This is a genomic window from Planotetraspora mira (assembly GCF_016863275.1).
Taxonomy (GTDB): Bacteria; Actinomycetota; Actinomycetes; order Streptosporangiales; family Streptosporangiaceae; genus Planotetraspora; species Planotetraspora mira.
On the sequence record NZ_BOOO01000009.1, the window covers coordinates 265,326 to 281,404 of the forward strand.

Annotated in this window: 14 protein-coding genes; 8 read left to right on the forward strand and 6 right to left on the reverse strand. The window is 69.7% G+C overall.

Features of this window, described 5'->3' with window-relative positions:
- Positions 1 to 51: 51 nt before the first annotated feature.
- On the forward strand, positions 52 to 2,736 hold the full coding sequence (locus tag Pmi06nite_RS09945) for a helix-turn-helix transcriptional regulator (RefSeq protein ID WP_203952607.1): 2,685 nt from the start codon (positions 52 to 54) through the stop codon (positions 2,734 to 2,736).
- Here Pmi06nite_RS09945 and Pmi06nite_RS09950 read toward each other — a convergent pair.
- Both Pmi06nite_RS09950 and Pmi06nite_RS09955 read right to left on the reverse strand, forming a co-directional pair.
- Positions 2,733 to 5,135, reverse strand: coding sequence for an ABC transporter permease (locus tag Pmi06nite_RS09950; protein WP_203952608.1), 2,403 nt, complete (start codon positions 5,133 to 5,135; stop codon positions 2,733 to 2,735). The two genes, Pmi06nite_RS09945 and Pmi06nite_RS09950, sit on opposite strands and share 4 nt — an antisense overlap.
- On the reverse strand, positions 5,129 to 5,860 hold the full coding sequence (locus Pmi06nite_RS09955) for an ABC transporter ATP-binding protein (protein ID WP_203952701.1): 732 nt from the start codon (positions 5,858 to 5,860) through the stop codon (positions 5,129 to 5,131). Before Pmi06nite_RS09955 ends, Pmi06nite_RS09950 begins: the two co-directional genes overlap by 7 nt.
- A gap of 198 nt (positions 5,861 to 6,058) precedes the next feature.
- On the opposite strand from Pmi06nite_RS09955, the gene Pmi06nite_RS09960 reads away from it, so the two are divergent.
- From Pmi06nite_RS09960 to Pmi06nite_RS09975, 4 genes are all read left to right on the forward strand, one after another.
- Complete coding sequence (locus Pmi06nite_RS09960) at positions 6,059 to 8,308, forward strand: transglycosylase domain-containing protein (RefSeq protein WP_203952609.1); 2,250 nt, start codon at positions 6,059 to 6,061, stop codon at positions 8,306 to 8,308.
- A gap of 279 nt (positions 8,309 to 8,587) precedes the next feature.
- A complete protein-coding gene (locus tag Pmi06nite_RS09965; protein WP_203952610.1) occupies positions 8,588 to 9,181 on the forward strand; it encodes a hypothetical protein in 594 nt (197 codons plus the stop codon).
- Positions 9,182 to 9,278: 97 nt separating this feature from the next.
- The gene (locus tag Pmi06nite_RS09970) at positions 9,279 to 10,448 is read left to right on the forward strand and encodes a sensor histidine kinase (RefSeq protein ID WP_203952702.1); all 1,170 of its coding nucleotides are present in this window, start codon (positions 9,279 to 9,281) and stop codon (positions 10,446 to 10,448) included.
- Positions 10,445 to 11,113: a response regulator gene (locus Pmi06nite_RS09975; RefSeq protein ID WP_203952611.1), complete on the forward strand. Its 669-nt coding sequence runs from the start codon at positions 10,445 to 10,447 to the stop codon at positions 11,111 to 11,113. Before Pmi06nite_RS09970 ends, Pmi06nite_RS09975 begins: the two co-directional genes overlap by 4 nt.
- A gap of 37 nt (positions 11,114 to 11,150) precedes the next feature.
- On the opposite strand, the gene Pmi06nite_RS09980 is transcribed toward Pmi06nite_RS09975, so the two are convergent.
- Positions 11,151 to 11,750 (reverse strand): TetR/AcrR family transcriptional regulator, encoded by a 600-nt coding sequence (locus Pmi06nite_RS09980; protein ID WP_239113786.1) that lies wholly within the window; start codon positions 11,748 to 11,750, stop codon positions 11,151 to 11,153.
- Between the two features lie 76 nt (positions 11,751 to 11,826).
- Here Pmi06nite_RS09980 and Pmi06nite_RS09985 point away from each other — a divergent pair, with 76 nt between their 5' ends.
- A complete protein-coding gene (locus Pmi06nite_RS09985; protein WP_239113787.1) occupies positions 11,827 to 12,585 on the forward strand; it encodes an SDR family oxidoreductase in 759 nt (252 codons plus the stop codon).
- Between the two features lie 35 nt (positions 12,586 to 12,620).
- Here the strand turns inward: Pmi06nite_RS09985 and Pmi06nite_RS09990 are convergent, their stop codons facing one another.
- Together Pmi06nite_RS09990 and Pmi06nite_RS09995 are read right to left on the reverse strand one after the other, a co-directional pair.
- Complete coding sequence (locus Pmi06nite_RS09990) at positions 12,621 to 13,013, reverse strand: YybH family protein (RefSeq protein WP_203952613.1); 393 nt, start codon at positions 13,011 to 13,013, stop codon at positions 12,621 to 12,623.
- 97 nt (positions 13,014 to 13,110) lie between these two features.
- Positions 13,111 to 14,151 carry a sigma-70 family RNA polymerase sigma factor gene (locus tag Pmi06nite_RS09995; protein WP_239113788.1) on the reverse strand — a complete coding sequence of 347 codons (1,041 nt, stop codon included), beginning with the start codon at positions 14,149 to 14,151 and terminating at the stop codon, positions 13,111 to 13,113.
- 111 nt (positions 14,152 to 14,262) lie between these two features.
- Here Pmi06nite_RS09995 and Pmi06nite_RS10000 point away from each other — a divergent pair, with 111 nt between their 5' ends.
- Complete coding sequence (locus tag Pmi06nite_RS10000) at positions 14,263 to 14,502, forward strand: hypothetical protein (RefSeq protein ID WP_203952614.1); 240 nt, start codon at positions 14,263 to 14,265, stop codon at positions 14,500 to 14,502.
- Between the two features lie 21 nt (positions 14,503 to 14,523).
- Here the strand turns inward: Pmi06nite_RS10000 and Pmi06nite_RS10005 are convergent, their stop codons facing one another.
- On the reverse strand, positions 14,524 to 15,120 hold the full coding sequence (locus Pmi06nite_RS10005; RefSeq protein ID WP_203952615.1) for a TetR/AcrR family transcriptional regulator: 597 nt from the start codon (positions 15,118 to 15,120) through the stop codon (positions 14,524 to 14,526).
- Between the two features lie 84 nt (positions 15,121 to 15,204).
- On the opposite strand from Pmi06nite_RS10005, the gene Pmi06nite_RS10010 reads away from it, so the two are divergent.
- A complete protein-coding gene (locus Pmi06nite_RS10010) occupies positions 15,205 to 15,966 on the forward strand; it encodes an SDR family oxidoreductase (RefSeq protein ID WP_203952616.1) in 762 nt (253 codons plus the stop codon).
- Positions 15,967 to 16,079: the final 113 nt, after the last annotated feature.

A 16,079-nucleotide genomic window follows, 5' to 3' on the forward strand; every position in this document is an offset into this window, starting at 1 on the left:
CCACGGCGACCGTTGACGGCATCGTCCGGCGCAGTCGCTACATTGCAGATCATGCTTCGAGGACGGGACGACGACCGGCGAATCGTCGATGACCTGCTCGACGGCGCGCGGGCGGGTCGCAGCGGGGTCCTCGTCGTCCACGGCGACCCGGGCATCGGCAAGACGGCCCTCCTCGGTCACCTCGCCGAGCGGGCCACCGGGCTGCGGATCCTGCGTAGCACCGGGGTGGAGACCGAGGCCGAGTTGCCGTTCGCCGCCCTGCACCAGTTGCTCCGACCCGTGCTGACCTCTGTCTCCGTGCTCCCCGAGCCGCAGTCCAACGCGCTGAAGGGCGCGCTGGGCCTCGCCGGGTCGGCGGGCGAGGACCGCTTCCTCATCGGCCTGGCGACCCTTTCCCTGCTGTCGGAGACGGCGGAAGAAGGCCCGCTCGTCTGCCTGGTGGACGATGCCCACTGGCTCGACCAGTCTTCCGCGGAAGCGCTGCTGTTCGCGGCCAGGCGCCTCGACGCCGAGGGGATCGTGCTCGTCTTCGCCACGCGGGACGGATTCCGGTCACCCGGGCTGCCGGAGTTGCGCCTCGGTCCGCTGGACGCCGAGGCGGCCTCCGCTCTCCTGTCAGAACGCGCTCCCGACCTGCCCGAAGGGATCAGAGCCCGGATCCTCGCGGAGAGCGGCGGCAACCCACTCGCCTTGATCGAGTTGCCTCGGACGACGGACGCCCACAGCCCGCTGCCGTTGCCCGGCAGGATCCAGGAGGCGTACGGCGCGCGCCTCGCCGATCTGCCGCACGGCGCCCGGCTGATGATCCTGCTCGCCGCCGCCGAGACCGCCGGTGATCTCGGAGTCATCCTGCGCGCGGGTGCGACGCTCGGCATCGGAGCCGAGGCGCTCGGCGTCGCCGAACGGTCCGGCTTCCTCTCACTCACCGCGACCGCGGTGAGCTTCGTCCATCCCCTGATGCGCGCCGCGGCCTTCCACGCGGGCACCTTCGACCAGCGATTCGCCGTACACGGGGCTCTCGCCGAGGCTCTCCACGACCAGGAGGACCGGCAGGCCTGGCACCTGGCCGCGGTGGCGCTGGGCCCGGACGAGCGGGCCGCCGCCGCGCTGGAGCGGAGCGCGGAACGCGCCAGGGAACGGCACGGCCACGCGGCCGCCGCCACCGCTCTCGAACGGGCCGCCGAGCTGACCGCCGACCGTTCTCTGCTGGCCAGACGGCTGACCGAGGCCGCCGTGGCGGCGGCGGACGCCGGATCACCCGACCGGGCACAGGGGCTGGCCGAGCGGGCGGCCCACCTCGTGGACGACCCGCGATCCGTCGCGAGGCTCGCCGAACTGCGCGCCAGGGTCGCCTTCGAACGGGGCTCGGTCCACACCGCCCACGACCTCCTGGTGTCGGGTGCGGAACAGGTCGCCGACCTGGATCCGGTGGCCGCCGGTCTCATGCTGGTGGACGCGGGTCGCAACGCCTGGCAGCTCAGCGATCCCGGACGCGTCGCGGAGGCCGCCGCGCTGCTGCGGTCTCTGCGGCTGGGCCCCGAGGACGGTCTGGACACCGCCGTGCACGCGGTCGCCGCGGCGGCTGAGTCGCTCAACCTCGGCCCCGCCAGAGCCCTGTCCGGCATGCGCCCGCTGGTGGAGGACGCCCGGCGTATCAGGCGGGGCTCGTACGGCCTGCGGATCAACGGCGCGTTCGTGGCCGGACTCGTCGGTGATTTCGCGGCGCAGCGGGAGATCTCCGCCGCGGTCGTCGAGGAGTGCAGGACCTCGGGCGTCACCGGTCTCCTGCCGGTCGCGTACGTCACGCTCGCCTCCGCCGAGCTGTATCAAGGCCGGTTCAGGAGCGCACTCGCCGACGCGTCGGAAGGGCTGCGGATCGCCTCGGACATCGGCCAGCCTCACCGGACCGGCTACCTGGAGGGCATCCTCGCCTGGGTGGCCGCGGTCGAGGGAGACGACGCCCGGTGCGCGGAGCTGGCCGTACGGTGTGCCGACCACTTCGCGGCGACCGGGATCGCCAACGGCCTGGCCTGGGCGCAGTGGGCGTCGGCGATGCTCGATCTGAGCCGGGGGCGCCATACGCAGGCCCTGGACCGCCTTGAAGACGCGCTGGCCGGACCGGTACGCCACCAGATCCAGGCCGTCTACTTCGGCGCCGACCAGGTGGAGGCCGCCGTTCGAGCCGGTCAACCTGACCGCGCGAAGGAGCCGCTGGCGAGGTTCGCGGAGTGGGCCACCGCCGCTGGGTGCGACTGGTCCGATGCGGTGCTGCTGCGTTGCCGGGCGCTGGTGGAGGGCGGCGAGGAGCATTTCACGGCCGCCCTGCGCCTCCACGGTCCGGGCGAACGCCCCATGGAGCGAGCCAGGACCGAGCTGCTGTACGGCGAATGGCTGCGCCGCGAGCGCCGTAAACGTGAGGCCCGCACCCACCTGCGGTCGGCACTGGAGATCTTCCATCGTCTCGGCGCACGCCCGTGGGCCGACCGGGCGGGCGCCGAGTTGCGCGCCGCGGGTGAGGCCACGACGCCGTCCGCCGCGCCCGACCGGCTCGCCGACCTTTCCCCCCAGGAACTGCAGATCGTACGGCTGGCCGTCACCGGCCTGACCAACAAGGAGATCGGCGCCAGGCTCTTCGTCAGCCCCAAGACCGTGAGCTACCACCTCTATCGGGCCTTCCCCAAGCTCGGTGTCTCCTCCAGGATCGAGCTGGCGAGGCTGGACCTGGGCGAGTACTAGCCGCGCGACAGGACGGGTGTCACGGACGCGAGCACGGCGAGGACCACGCATCCTCCCGTCACCGCTCCGATCGCCGGCCACGGCACGCTGATGGCGATCGGCCCGGCGATCTGGACCAGCGACGCCCAGAGCCCGGCCAGGCTGACCGCGGCCACGCCGGCGGCCAGGACCACCCCGATGGCCACCACCAGCAGCGCCTCTCCCACGACGTAGCGCACCACCTGGGCGCGCGTGGCGCCGAGGAGCCGCAGCGCCCCGCGTTCCGCCGTCCGGTCGGACGCCGCCATCAGCAGGGTGTTGACCAGCGCGATCGCGGTGTAGGCGAGGATGATTCCGAGAACCACCAGCAGCCCGAGGCGGCTGGCGGAATTACGGCGGGCGCCGTTGTCATCCGTCCAGAGGGCCTTGGTGAGCGCCCGCGCGTTGTGCCCCGTGGTGGCCTGCTTCAGCAGGGCATCCACGGAGTCCCGGGACGTGCCCGCGCGCAGCTTCACGTAGGCCGTGGTCACAGGTGCGGAGAAGGCGTGCGCGGGGGTGATGTAGGAGTCCGCCGGCGCGCCGGCGCCGAGCAGTCCGACCACCTTGAGTGAGGCCTCGCTGCCGTCCGCCCGCCACAACTTCACGGTCTCGCCGAGCTTCCTCTCCCACGTCTCGGAGACGACGATGGTGCCGTCGTTCAGGTCGGTGAGTGATCCCTCGATCACCGGCAGGTCCAGCATGGCCGCAAGCGTGGTCGGGTCGACCGCCTCGGTGGGGCGCTGAATGAGTGCGGTGGCTCCTTCCAGGGTGTAGACGCTGGTGGGAGCCACGGTGGCGACGTCCACACCGGGGATGGCACGAAGGCGCTCCACGAGTTGCCGGTCCAGGCCCGCCGTACCAGTGGGTTGGACCACGTAGTCGGCGCGAACGGGAGCCGACTCCATCGCCGTCTTCGCGTCGTCCGTCATCGCGGCGGCACCGAGCAGCGCGGCGGCCAGGCTCACGGCGATCAGCACGGGTGCGACGGTCGCGGCGGTCTGCCTGGTGGAGGCGGCCGCGGCGGCGGGCACCACGGTGCCGCCCGCTCCGCGCAGGCGCGCCAGCGGCGCGGCCAGCAGACTCGCGACCGGTCTCACCGCGGCCGGGGCGAGCAACCCGACGCCGGCGACGAGCAGCATCACGACCGGCATGAACGACTTGTCGTTCGAGGCTCCGGAAGGGTCGGCGACGGCGGTCACGCCCATGCTGACCAGCGCGCTGCCGAGCAGGCCGCCTCCCACGATCCAGCGGCCCCAGGTCATCGCCCGTGATTCGACGACCGCCTCGCGCATCGCCTCCGCCGGGTGAACACGCCCGGCCCGGTGGGCGGCCATCGCCACTCCGAGCATCGCGACCACCACCCCCGTCGTGAACGCGACGACGGACGGCCAGGTCGCGTGGCTCGGCACCAGCCATTCCGGCGCCATCCCGAGACCGGTCAGCCAGTCGAGGATCGGACCGGAGGCGAAGGGGCCCGCCACCGCGCCGAGCGCTGACGCGATCACCGCGACGAGTCCCGCCTCGCCGTACACCATGCGCCGCACCTGGCGGCGGGTCGCGCCGACCGTGCGCAGCAGGGCGAACTCCCGCCGTCGTTGCGCCACCGCGAACGCGAACGTGGAGGACACCACGAATACAGCGATGAACACGGCGAATCCGGCGGCGATGCCGACGATCGTGTCGGCGTTGTTGCGGGCGCGCTCATCGCTGTCGCGGGTGGGGTCGACCAGGACACGGTCCTGTCCGGTGAGCACCACCGCTCTGTTCCCCACGACGGCGCGCACCTCCTGCGCCGGCTGCCACAGGGCGAGCGCGTCGATCCTCGGCGAGAGCCTCGCGGCCCGGGCATCGGTGAAGAACACCGTCGCTTGTGGTCCCGCGTCCGTGACGCCCACCACCGTGTACGGCTCGGCGCCCTCGGCCGTGACCACCTGGACCCGGTCACCGGCGCGAGCCCCGGCACTCACCGCGATCTCGTCGTCGGCGGCGGGAGCCCGGCCGGCGACGAGCCGCTGCGGCGCCGTGCGAACGGCGGACCAGGGCCGCCCCGCGGCCGGGGGGCCACCGGCGAGTTGGGCGGGGAAGACCCGGTCCACGACCGGCCGGGAGAAGGAGGACGCCAGATCCGCGGGCACGCCACGCGATTCGGCCAGCGGCGCGCTCTCCCGCCCCTGCCAGGTGTTCACGACGAGCCGGTCGTCGGGGACCACCACGACGGGCGCCGCCGCGTACCGCTGCGGGCTCCGGTCGGGCGAGCCGACGGTGGTGGCCAGGACCTGGCCCATCGCGGCGATCAGCCCCGCGCCGAGCGCGAGAGCGACGAACGTGCCGATGAATGAGGTCAGGCGGGTGCGCAGGGTGCTCAACGCGATGGTCAGCACGACTCCTCCAGAGCCAGCATGCGGGAGGCCACGGCCTCAGCGGTCGGGTCGGCGAGTTCGCCGCAGATCCGGCCGTCGGCCAGGAACACCACACGGTCGGCGTACGCCGCGGCCGCGGGGTCGTGGGTGACCATCACGACCGTCTGCGCGTGCTTGTCGACGAGGGAGCGCAGCAGCCGCAACACGTCCCTGGTGGTGTTGGTGTCCAGGGCGCCGGTCGGCTCGTCTCCGAACAGCACGGCCGGCCGGGTCACCAGCGCGCGGGCGATGGCCACCCGCTGCTGCTGCCCGCCGGACAGTTCGGCCGGACGGTGGTCCGCACGGTCCTCGAGCCCCACGGCGGCCAGGCTGTGCCGGACCACGTCGCGATCAGGGCGGCGGCCGGCAAGACGCATCGGCAATCCCACGTTCTGCGCCGCCGTCAGGGAGGGCAGGAGGTTGAACGCCTGGAACACGAACCCGATCCGGTTCCGCCGCAACAGGGTCAGCTTCCGCTCACTCAGTGACGTCAGGTCTCTGCCGTCGACCCTGACCTGACCCGATGTGGCCTTGTCCAGTCCGGCGGCGCACTGCAGCAAGGTCGACTTGCCCGACCCCGAAGGCCCCATCACGGCGGTGAAGGTGCCGTGGCGGAAACCGATCGTCACGTCGTCGAGCGCGGTGACGCCGTGGGCGTAGAGCTTGGTGACCGACACCAGCTCCACGGCGGTGTCGAGGCCTTCCATGAGTTTCACAACGATCCCTGTCCGTCCATGTCAGCGGGGGTGCTCAGGACAGGAAAACTACGGAGGCGGCCGTCGGTCCGGTACCGGACGAGTGACTGGGGCCGGCCCGGAAGTCGATCTACAGGTCGCCCGGATTGACCCATACGTTCCGTTCCATGGCAGCCACACAAGTCCCTTTGGCCTAATAACCTGAGTTGCATGCCAACACGGGGGATATTTCGGACAAGGATTGGTCGAGGCGTCGCGCTGCTCCTGGCGCTCGGTGTAGCCGGGGGCGGCCTGGTGGCGGGGATCTCGTTGCCGGCGATCGGCGGCATCGGCGTCGGGATCGTCACCGCGTCGAACGACCTGGACATCAATCCCGCGGACCTCGTCGAACCCCCGCTGCCTGAGAAGTCGACCGTGGTGGACGCGAACGGCCACCAGATCGCCCAGTTCTACGACCAGTACCGGGTGAGCGTCTCGCTCGACCATGTGGCCGAGGTGATGAAGACGGCGATCATCTCGATCGAGGACTACCGCTTCTACCAGCATGGGCCGATCGACATCGAGGGAACGGTCCGCGCCCTGTCCAAGAACGTGATCGCGGGTGGGGTGAGCCAGGGGGGCTCCAGCATCACCCAGCAGTACGTCAAGCAGGTGCTGCTCAACAAGGCCACGACCAAGGAGGAGCAGGAGGAGGCCCTGCAGCCGAGCTACGGGCGCAAGCTCAGCGAACTCCGGTACGCGATGGGCATGGAGCGGAAGTACACCAAGGACCAGATCCTGGAGAAGTACCTGAACATCGCCTACTTCGGCGCGGGGGCCAACGGGATCGAGGCGGCGGCCAAGCGGTTCTTCGGGGTGTCGGCGTCCAAGCTGAACCTGACCCAGGCGGCGACGCTGGCGGGAGCAGTACAGCAGCCCAACAGCACCGACCCCTCGGCCGGGAAGAAGAGCCAGGACCGGCTGCTGGCGCGGCGCAACACCGTGCTCGACCGGATGGCGGAGCTCAAGAAGATCACCCCGGAGCAGGCCGCGGCGGCCAAGAAGAAGCCGCTGGGGTACAAGGACACCCCCCTCCCCGGCGGATGCGAGTCCAGCAAGTACCCCTACTTCTGCATGTACGTGCGCGCCGACATCCTCACCAACCCCGCGTTCAGCGCCTTCGGCAAGACGGCGGACGCCCGCGACCAGTTCCTCAAGCGCGGCGGCCTGACCATCAAGACCACGCTCGACCCGAAGATGCAGGCGGCGGCCGACAAGGCCATCAAGGACCGCGTCTACGCCAGCGACAACCCGGTCGCGTCCGAAGCCCTCGTCGAGCCGGGAACCGGCAAGATCAAGGCCATGGCGGCCAGCCGGAAGTACGGCACCAACAAACGCAAGAAGCAGATCTCCTACAACGTGGTGGCCAACGTCGCCCACGGCGGCGGCACGGGTTTCCAGGCCGGCTCGACCTTCAAGGTGTTCACGCTGCTCACCGCCCTCAAGCAGGGCTGGAAGCTCAATGACGGCATTCAGAGCCCCGCGGGTTACACGGCGCCCGGCTATTCCGCCTTCAAGAACTGCAAGGACGAGAGCATCGGCGACCCGACCCACACCGTCACCAACGACGAGGGCTCAGGCGGGTTCAAGACCCTGCAGACCGGCACCTGGCAGTCGGTCAACACCTTCTTCGTGTCGCTGGAGCAGAAGGTCGGCCTGTGCAACGTGGTCAAGACCGCCAAGTCGCTGGGCATCAAGCGCGCCGACGGAAAGCCGCTGCAGGAGTTCGAGACCTTCACGCTCGGCATCAACGAGATGGATCCGGTGACCCTCGCCACCGCGTACGCCGCCATCGGCGCACGGGGAATGTACTGCCCGCCGCAGGCCGTCACCGCGATCACCGACCGCAGCGGCAAGACCACCACGTACAAGCCCAAGTGCAAGCAGGCTCTGGACCCGGAGGTCGCGGATGCGGCTGCGAACATCCTGACGGGAGTCTTCGGCCCTCAGGGCACCATGAGCGCCGTCGGTGGAATCGGCCGCGACGCGGCGGGCAAGACCGGCACGAGTGACGACTCCTCGACCGCGTGGTTCGCCGGCTTCACCCCCGACCTCGCCGGCGCGGTGAGCCTGGGCGACCCTCGCGGAGCGGCCACCCACAAGCTGAACAACGTCACCATCGGCGGCGTCACCTACGGCTCGGTGTTCGGTGCGGACATCTCCGGCCGGATCTGGAAGTACACCATGATCGACGCTCTGAAGGGCACCAAGGCGACGGACTTCACCCCGGTGAACACCGCACGCTTCGGTGGCTGCGGCACCGGATGCGCGCCCCACATCGACGAGCCGCCGAACGACGGCCCCGGTGGCCCTGGCGGGCCCGGAACCGGCGGTCCCGGCACCGGCGGTCCGGGAACCGGTAGCCCCGGCACCGGTGGTCCGGACAACGGCGGCCCGGGCACCGGCGGCACCGGTCAGTGACACGACGGAGGACCGCGACAGAGCGCTGAAAGAGCGGTGATCGAGGGCGGGCGTCCCTGACGCCCGCCCTCAGTCGTGCCCGGGCATCACCGGTGCGGGGGAGCCGGACCCCTCCGACGAGGGCGGAACCCCCTCACGAGAGGGGATCGGACCCCGTCCTGAGAGGGGGTCGGACCCCCTCCTGAGAGGGAGCGGCGAGATGGCTCTCCTCGGCGATGTCTTTCTGGCTGGAGAAATCCACCATTGAGACGTAACCAAAACCGCTGAGGAGTCCCCCGAATGAACCCCCGCATCGCGTTCGTCGCAGCCCCCCTGCTCACCATGGTCTACGGAGTGATCCGGATCTTCGATGGGTTCGACGGAGAGAGGGGCCCCGGCCTCGCCTGGACCACCGGTCACCTCGCCTTCATCGCGGCCCTGGCCATGTTCGTCCTGACATTCCTGCAGATGCGCCGGATGGCGGGACGGAACACCTTGTCCACAGTGAGCGCCACGATCGGGATCATTGGCATCGTGTCGCTCGTCGCACAGTTCGCCATCGACATGGTGGTCGGCTTCCTCTCCGCCGACCACGCCGCCATGGGCGTCCACTTCGAACGGATCCAGGCCGTCCCCGGCGTCCTGTTCGTGGTCTACACCGTCGTTCCGCTCCTCTTCTTCGTCGGCCAGTTCGCGATCGTCGCCCAGCTCGCCGTCCAGCGTCGTGTCAAGGCCTGGACGCCCGTCCTGGTCCTGCTCGACTGCGTCGTGCCGAACCTCGACAAGGACCTCATGCCGCTCGGGGCCCTCTTCCTGCTCATCTCCTTCATCCCGCTCGCCGGTCTGGCCTCCCGTACATCCCGTACCGCCGAGCCCCTGCCCGTCGCCGCGTGACACGACGCGGAACGGCGGCCCTCACCTGGGCCGCCGATCGGCGTTTTCCGGCTTCGCCGTACTGGAAGGTCCGAAAGAGGAGGCAAGATTGAACCTCGTGTCCGCTTTGCCGTTTCTCGCCCCGGTTCAGAGCCGGTTGCGTTCCCTCCCGACTCTCTGGCTGGACACGGCCCTCGCCGCGCTCGTGCTGGTCGTGCAGATGTGGCCGCTCCTGTCCCGCGAGAATCCCAACGGCGGCCCCTGGGACTGGTGGGGGTACGTGGTCGTGTTCGCCTCCGCCGTACCACTCGTGTGGAGACGCCGGGCTCCTGTGACCGTGCTGCTGGCCAGCGTCATCGCGACCTCCCTCTACGACCTCGCGGACCAGGTCGCCGCACAACCGATCTGGTACGGCGGGCTCATCGCGATCTACACGGTCGCCGCCTACTCGCCACCCCTGCATCGCGTGGGCATGCTCGTCATCACCATCGTCGGCGGCGTGCTCCTGGTCGGCTCCTCCGACACCGCGCTGCGCGGCATCGTGCTGTTCGTCGCCGCGTACGCGATCGGCCGTGCCTCCGCGGCCTCCCGCGCGTACGCCGCGGCTTTGGAGGAGCGGGCCGTCCGACTGGAACACGAGCGCCAGGCCGAGGCCGAACGAGCCGCCGAGCGTGAGCGGGCCCGGATCGCCCGGGACATGCACGACATCCTCGCGCACGCGGTCAGCCTCATGGTGGTGCAGGCCGAGGCCGGTCCCGTCGTGGTCAGGAGCAACCCGGCCCGCGCCGAGGCCGCGTTCGACGCGATCGCCTCCGCGGGACGCGATGCCATGGTCCAACTCCGCCGCATGCTGAGCGCGCTCAAGGAGGACACGGGCCCGCGGACGCCGCAGCCGACCATCGACGACCTGGCCGGGCTGTCCGATCAGGTCGCCGACACCGGACTCGACGTGGGGTTCTCCACGTCGGGTGAGCCCAGGTCGCTGCTCCCCGACATCGCGGTCGCCGCCTACCGGATCGCCCAGGAAGCCCTCACGAACATCGTCAAGCACGCGGGCGCCACCCGCGCCGACATCCGACTCATCTGGAAGAACGACACACTCATGATCAGCATCACCGATGACGGCCGCGGTTCCGGGGCGTCCTTCCCTTCGGGCGGAAACGGCCTGATCGGCATCCATGAGCGCGCCGCCGCCCTCGGCGGCTCCGCGACCACGGGCCCCCGCACCGACGGTCCGGGCTTCCAGGTGCTCGTACGGCTCCCGCTGGCGGAACCGGTGCGGGCATGACCGTGAGAATCGTGGTCGCCGACGACCAGGAACTGGTGCGTGCCGGGTTCAGCATGATCCTCGACGCCCAGCCCGACATCGAGGTCGTCGCCGAGGCGGGCGACGGCGCCGAGGCCGTCGCGGCGGTCCGTGAACACCGGCCGGACGTGCTCCTCCTCGACATCCGCATGCCCACGATGGACGGCATCGAGGCGGCCGGCATCGTGTGCGCCGAGACCGACTGCCGGGTGCTCATGCTGACCACGTTCGACCTGGACGACTACGTCTACGACGCGTTGCGCGCGGGCGCGAGCGGGTTCCTGCTCAAGGACGTCCGTCGCGACGATCTCGTGCACGCGGTGCGGGTGGTCGCGGCCGGAGAGTCGCTCCTCGCGCCTTCCGTCACCAGGAAGCTGATCGCCGAGTTCACCTCCAGAACGGTCACCCGCTCTGTCGTGCCGCCTTCGGAACGGCTCGCCGTTCTCACGGGCCGCGAGCAGGAGACGCTCCAGATGATCGCGCGCGGGTTGTCCAACGCGGAGATCGCCGCGGCCATGGTGCTCAGCGAGCACACGGTGAAGTCGCACGTCAGCAACGTCCTCACCAAACTCGGTCTGCGCGATCGGGTCCAGGCCGTGATCGCGGCCTACGAAACCGGTCTCGCGGTCCCCGGCAGATCGGAGTAGCCGCGTTCACCGGGTCGTCCCGCCTCGCGGGCCGGCCTCATCGCCGCTCGGCGACGGCGAGGGTTCGGCTGACTTCGGCCGCACCGGCGGCGAAGTCGTCGACATCGGTGGTGCGCCGCCGCAGGAAGCCGCTCAAATGGAGGACGGCGTAGCCGTGGGCGGCGGCGACGTGCTTCTCGAGGAGGGTGATCGCGGCCTGTGCGTCACGGGTGACGTCCATGGCCAGAGGCAGCAGGACGTCCATGACCGCCCGGCCTGCCGCGTTGAGGTCGGGATCGCCGAGATGCCGCAACTGGTCGGCGAAGATGAGGTCGAATCCGGCGTGGTGGCGTGCGACGAACCGCACATAGACGCCGGCGGTGACGGCGAGCGCCTCGCACGGGTCGCCGCTCGTGTCACGCGCGAGGGCGTCCCGCAACTCGGCGGCGAGGAGTTCGGCCGCGCGGATGGCGGTGGCCTTCAACAGCGCCTGACGGGTGGGGAAATGGCGATAGGGCGCCGCCGCGCTCACCCCCGTGCGCCGGGCGGCCTCGGCGACGGACAGTGCGTCGACGCCGCGCTCGGCGATCAGCGCGAGAGCGGCGTCGACGAGGGCGGCACGCAGGTCGCCGTGGTGGTAGCCGCCGCGCTTGGCCACGAAGCTCCTCTCGCGATCGATTTGCCCCCGTTGTAAGAGGTAACTTACATTGGAATCCATGTAAGAGGTCTCTTACATGGAACGAGAGGAAGACCTCATGTCGGGGATCGAAGACAAGGTCGTCGCAATCACAGGTGCGAGCAGTGGAATCGGTGAGGCCACCGCGCTTCTCCTCGCCGAGCGCGGCGCGAAGGTCGTTCTCGGAGCCCGCCGCTCGAATCGCCTCAAGGCTCTGACGGCCCGCATCGAGAACGCGGGCGGTGAAGCCGTCTGTGCCCGCACGGACGTGCGAGTGCGCGACGACGTGGCCGGTCTCGTTGAGTTGGCGTGTGAGCGGTACGGCACGCTCGACGTCCTCGTCAACAACGCCGGAGTGATGCCGATCTCCCCTCTCGACGACCTCCGCGTCGAGGACTGGGAGCAGATGATCGACGTCAACCTCAAAGGCGTCCTGTACGGCATCGCGGCGGCACTGCCCGTCTTCCGCCGGCAGGGTTCCGGGCACTTCGTCAACATCGCTTCCACGGCGGCACATCGCGTGGTACCGAACCAGTCGGTCTACGCCGGCACGAAGTTCGCCGTCCGCGCCGTCTCCGAGGGATTGCGCCAGGAGGCCGGCGACAAACTGCGCGTGACGATCGTCTCGCCGGGCTTCACTCGCACGGACTTCGCGGAATCCGTGCGGAATCCGGAGGTGAAGGCCCGGCTCGAAGAGTCACGCGACACGTTCGCGATGCCGCCGGACGCGATCGCCCGCGCCATCGCTTTCGCGATCGAGCAGCCGGCCGACGTCGACGTGAGCGAGGTCGTCGTACGTCCCACCGCTCAGGTGTGACGCGGACAGCCTCGCGTGGCGATGCGGCCTCGTCCTCAACGGACGGGGAATGAGTGGTGTTCATGGCGGACGACCCATCGGCCCTCCTCCTTGACCAGCCCGAGGGTGAGACGCAGCCGATTCTCGGGATCGGCGGCGAAATCCTGCGGCATTCCGCAGCGCAGCAGCGCGTGGGCGTAGGCGACGCCGGCCCCAGCCGTGATCTCCAGCGACGTGATCTCGAACGAGGCGCCGTGCGACTGCCACTCGAAGAACGGCGGCCAGGTGTCCCGGTAGGCGTCGATGCCGCGAACGCCCTGATAGGGCGGCGGCACGTCGAACATCACGATTTCCCGCGAGTGATCGGCGAGGACCGTTTCGAGGTCGCCGGCGTGGACCGCGGCCGCCCAGCGTGTGACCAGTTCGCGGATCCGCTGCTCGTCATCCATGGTGGCTCCTGCCCCTTCGAGGAGGTACACCGGCGCCGACGGCACCGCTCCGGAGCATCTCTCCGTCAGGAGCTACAACCCCGGCGACGAGCGGAACTCATCGGTCCGGCACCTGTTGCGGTAGACGCTCGGGAAGGCCGAATGCCGAGAAGCCGGCGTCCAGGAACGAGATCACCTCGGCGACCTTGTCCGCCTTCAGGATGACGAGGTCGAGGCCGGCCGCGAGATACGCCGACTCCTGGTCGTCCCACATGTAGGTGCCGAACGCGAGGCCGCCGTTGGCCCGGACCGGGAGGAAACGCCAACGTCTGGTCAGCGGGCCCTCGCTCAGGAACTCACGGATGCCCTCGCGGCCGACGTACACGGCAGGGACCGGCGGCATCGAATACCTCACGTCGTCGGTCACCATGGCCACGATGGCTTCGACGTCGCCGGCCTCCCAGGCGGCGGCGTATCGGCGGGCGATGTCGCGAACGCCGATCTCATCGGCGCCCGGCCCTGCCGTACCTCGACCGGCCCGCGGAAGGTGCTCGTCGCGGGTCCTGCGCGCCCGCTGCAGGGCGGCGTTGACCGAAGGGACCGTGGTGTTCAGGAGTTTCGCCGTCTCACCGGCCGAGTACTCGAGGACCTCGCGGAGAAGGAGCACCGCGCGCTGTCGCGCGGGGAGGTGCTGGAGCGCGGCCACGAACGCGATCTCCATGCTCTCCCAGGCGAGGGCGCGGGCCTCCGGATCCAGTCCGGCGGTGAACCGCATCCGGTGATCCGGATACGGCCCGAGCCACAGGACCTCGGCCGGCGCCGCCCCGCCGGGGGTGAGATCCGTCGGGAGTTCACGACGACGACCTGCCTTGCCGAGAAGTGTCAGACACCGATTGGTGGCGATCTTGTAGAGCCACGCCCGGAACGAGCCCCGGTCCTCGAACCGCGCCAGACTCCGCCACGCCCGGGTCAGGGTCTCCTGTACGGCGTCCTCCGCGTCGTCGAAGGACCCGAGCATCCGATAGCAGTGCGCGGTCAGCTCGTCTCGTAACGGCTCGACCAAGACGGCGAAGGCGTCCTCGTCACCTGTGCGAGCTCTCCCGAGCACATCGCCTGCCGGCCCCTCGGCTGAATCCCGGTCGACCATGATCGTGTCCATTTCCACCTGTGGAGCGCGCGCTCGAAGAACAGGATCCCGTGCTCCGAGCAGAGCGCCTGAGGCCCGAACCGGAGGGTGGACGTGAGGCTTCGGAGTTGCTATCACTGACCAATGCAATGGCAATTATGCAAGTTGCACGGGAATGACGTCTGGTTTTATCTGCCGGGCCCGGGCGCCGGCCACGGGATGGAAATCAAGCGCGACAAGTCAAAAGGCGACAAGAATGACGCGGAAGCCCGCGACCGTTTCATCGCGGAGTTGGGCATGAGTGGCTGGGAATTGGTGAGCGCCGCCTACCCCCACCACCTCGATCCGGTTGTGCTCTGGTTCAAGCGGCCGGTAGGCGAGTGAGCCGATCTCCCGCGTGCACGCCTACGGAGGCGTTCCAGGCCTGGCGACCGTCCGCGACAGGTGGACCGCCGTCTCGGTGGTGAGAGGCGAGCGGACGATCAGAAGCCGGTACCACATCAGCCCGTAGATCTGGTCAATCGTCAGTTCCAGGTCGGTTTCCGCAGGCAGTTCGCCGCGAGCGAGACCCCGGACGAGCAGACCACGGAGTTCGTCCCTGCGGGCCGCGATGAATTCCCGCATGCCCTCCGCGGCCGCGGTGTCCCGCAGGGCCTCGGCCATGAGACCGCGTAAAAGGTGAGCCACCTGCTCGACCGCGCGGAAGGTGTCCGCGAGGAAGGCTTCCAGATCCGTCGCGAGTGCGCCGGTGTCGGGGATGGTCACCTCTTGCTGGGCGCGTTCGATCATCGCCTCCAGCAGCACCGCCCCCTTGGAGGGCCACCACCGGTAGATCGTGTGCTTGCTGACGCCCGCGGCCCGGGCGATCGCGTCGATCGAAACGGCCATGCCGTCCGGCCCGGCGAGCAGATCCGCGGCACAGTCCAGGACGGCCCTTCGCACCGCGGGATTACGCCGGCGTCCCGTGTGGGGGCGGGCTTCGACCGGCTCACGAGGTGACACAGGGCAGACCCTACCAGTTGACGAAACCAAGAGTTCCGGCAATGCTTTGACGGAACCAACAGTTTCGGCAATAAGAGAGCTGCGATGAATCTGAACCTGCGCGGCAGACGGGCGCTCATCACCGGCGCGTCAAAGGGCATCGGCGCGGCGACCGCCGAGGTTCTCGCCGAGGAGGGCTGCGACCTGCACCTCGCCGCCCGCAGCGCGCCCGCGCTCGAAGACCTCGCACACCGCCTGCGCGCCACCTACGCCGTCGATGTGGATGTGCATCCGGTCGACCTGCGGCGGCCGGATGACCTCGCGCGCCTCGCCGAGGAGGCGTCAGACCTGGACATCCTGGTCAACAATGCCGGCGACATCCCCGGCGGCTCCCTCGACGCGGTCGACGGGAAGGCCTGGCGGCACGGCTGGGATCTCAAGGTCTTCGGCTATGTCGATCTCACCCGACTCGTCTACGCGCGGATGAAGGCCCGCGGGCGCGGCGTGATCGTCAACAACATCGGCGTCGCGGGCGAGCGGGTCGACTTCAACTACATCGCCGGAAGTTCCGGCAACGCCGCCCTGATGGCGTTCACCCGGGCCCTGGGCGGGCGCAGCCTGGGCGACGGCATCCGAGTCGTCGGCGTCAACCCCGGACCGGTGGCGACCGAGCGGATCCTCACCCTCCTCGAGGCCCACGCGGATGAAGGCGCCGACGCCGGTCTCATGGCCGGTTACCCGCTCGGCCGGGCGGCGACCCCACGCGAGATCGCCGACCTCATCGCCTTCCTCGCCTCCGACCGCTCCGCCTACACCAGCGGAGTCGTCTTCACCGTCGACGGCGGAATGTCCGCCGCAGGAGCCTGACCGGCACGATTTCATTTGACGATCACACGGCATTGTCGATCATTATTGACAAGGGCTCGATCGATCCGTCAAATGGCCGCATCCGGCCAGCTATTTAATGCCTATATGTGGAT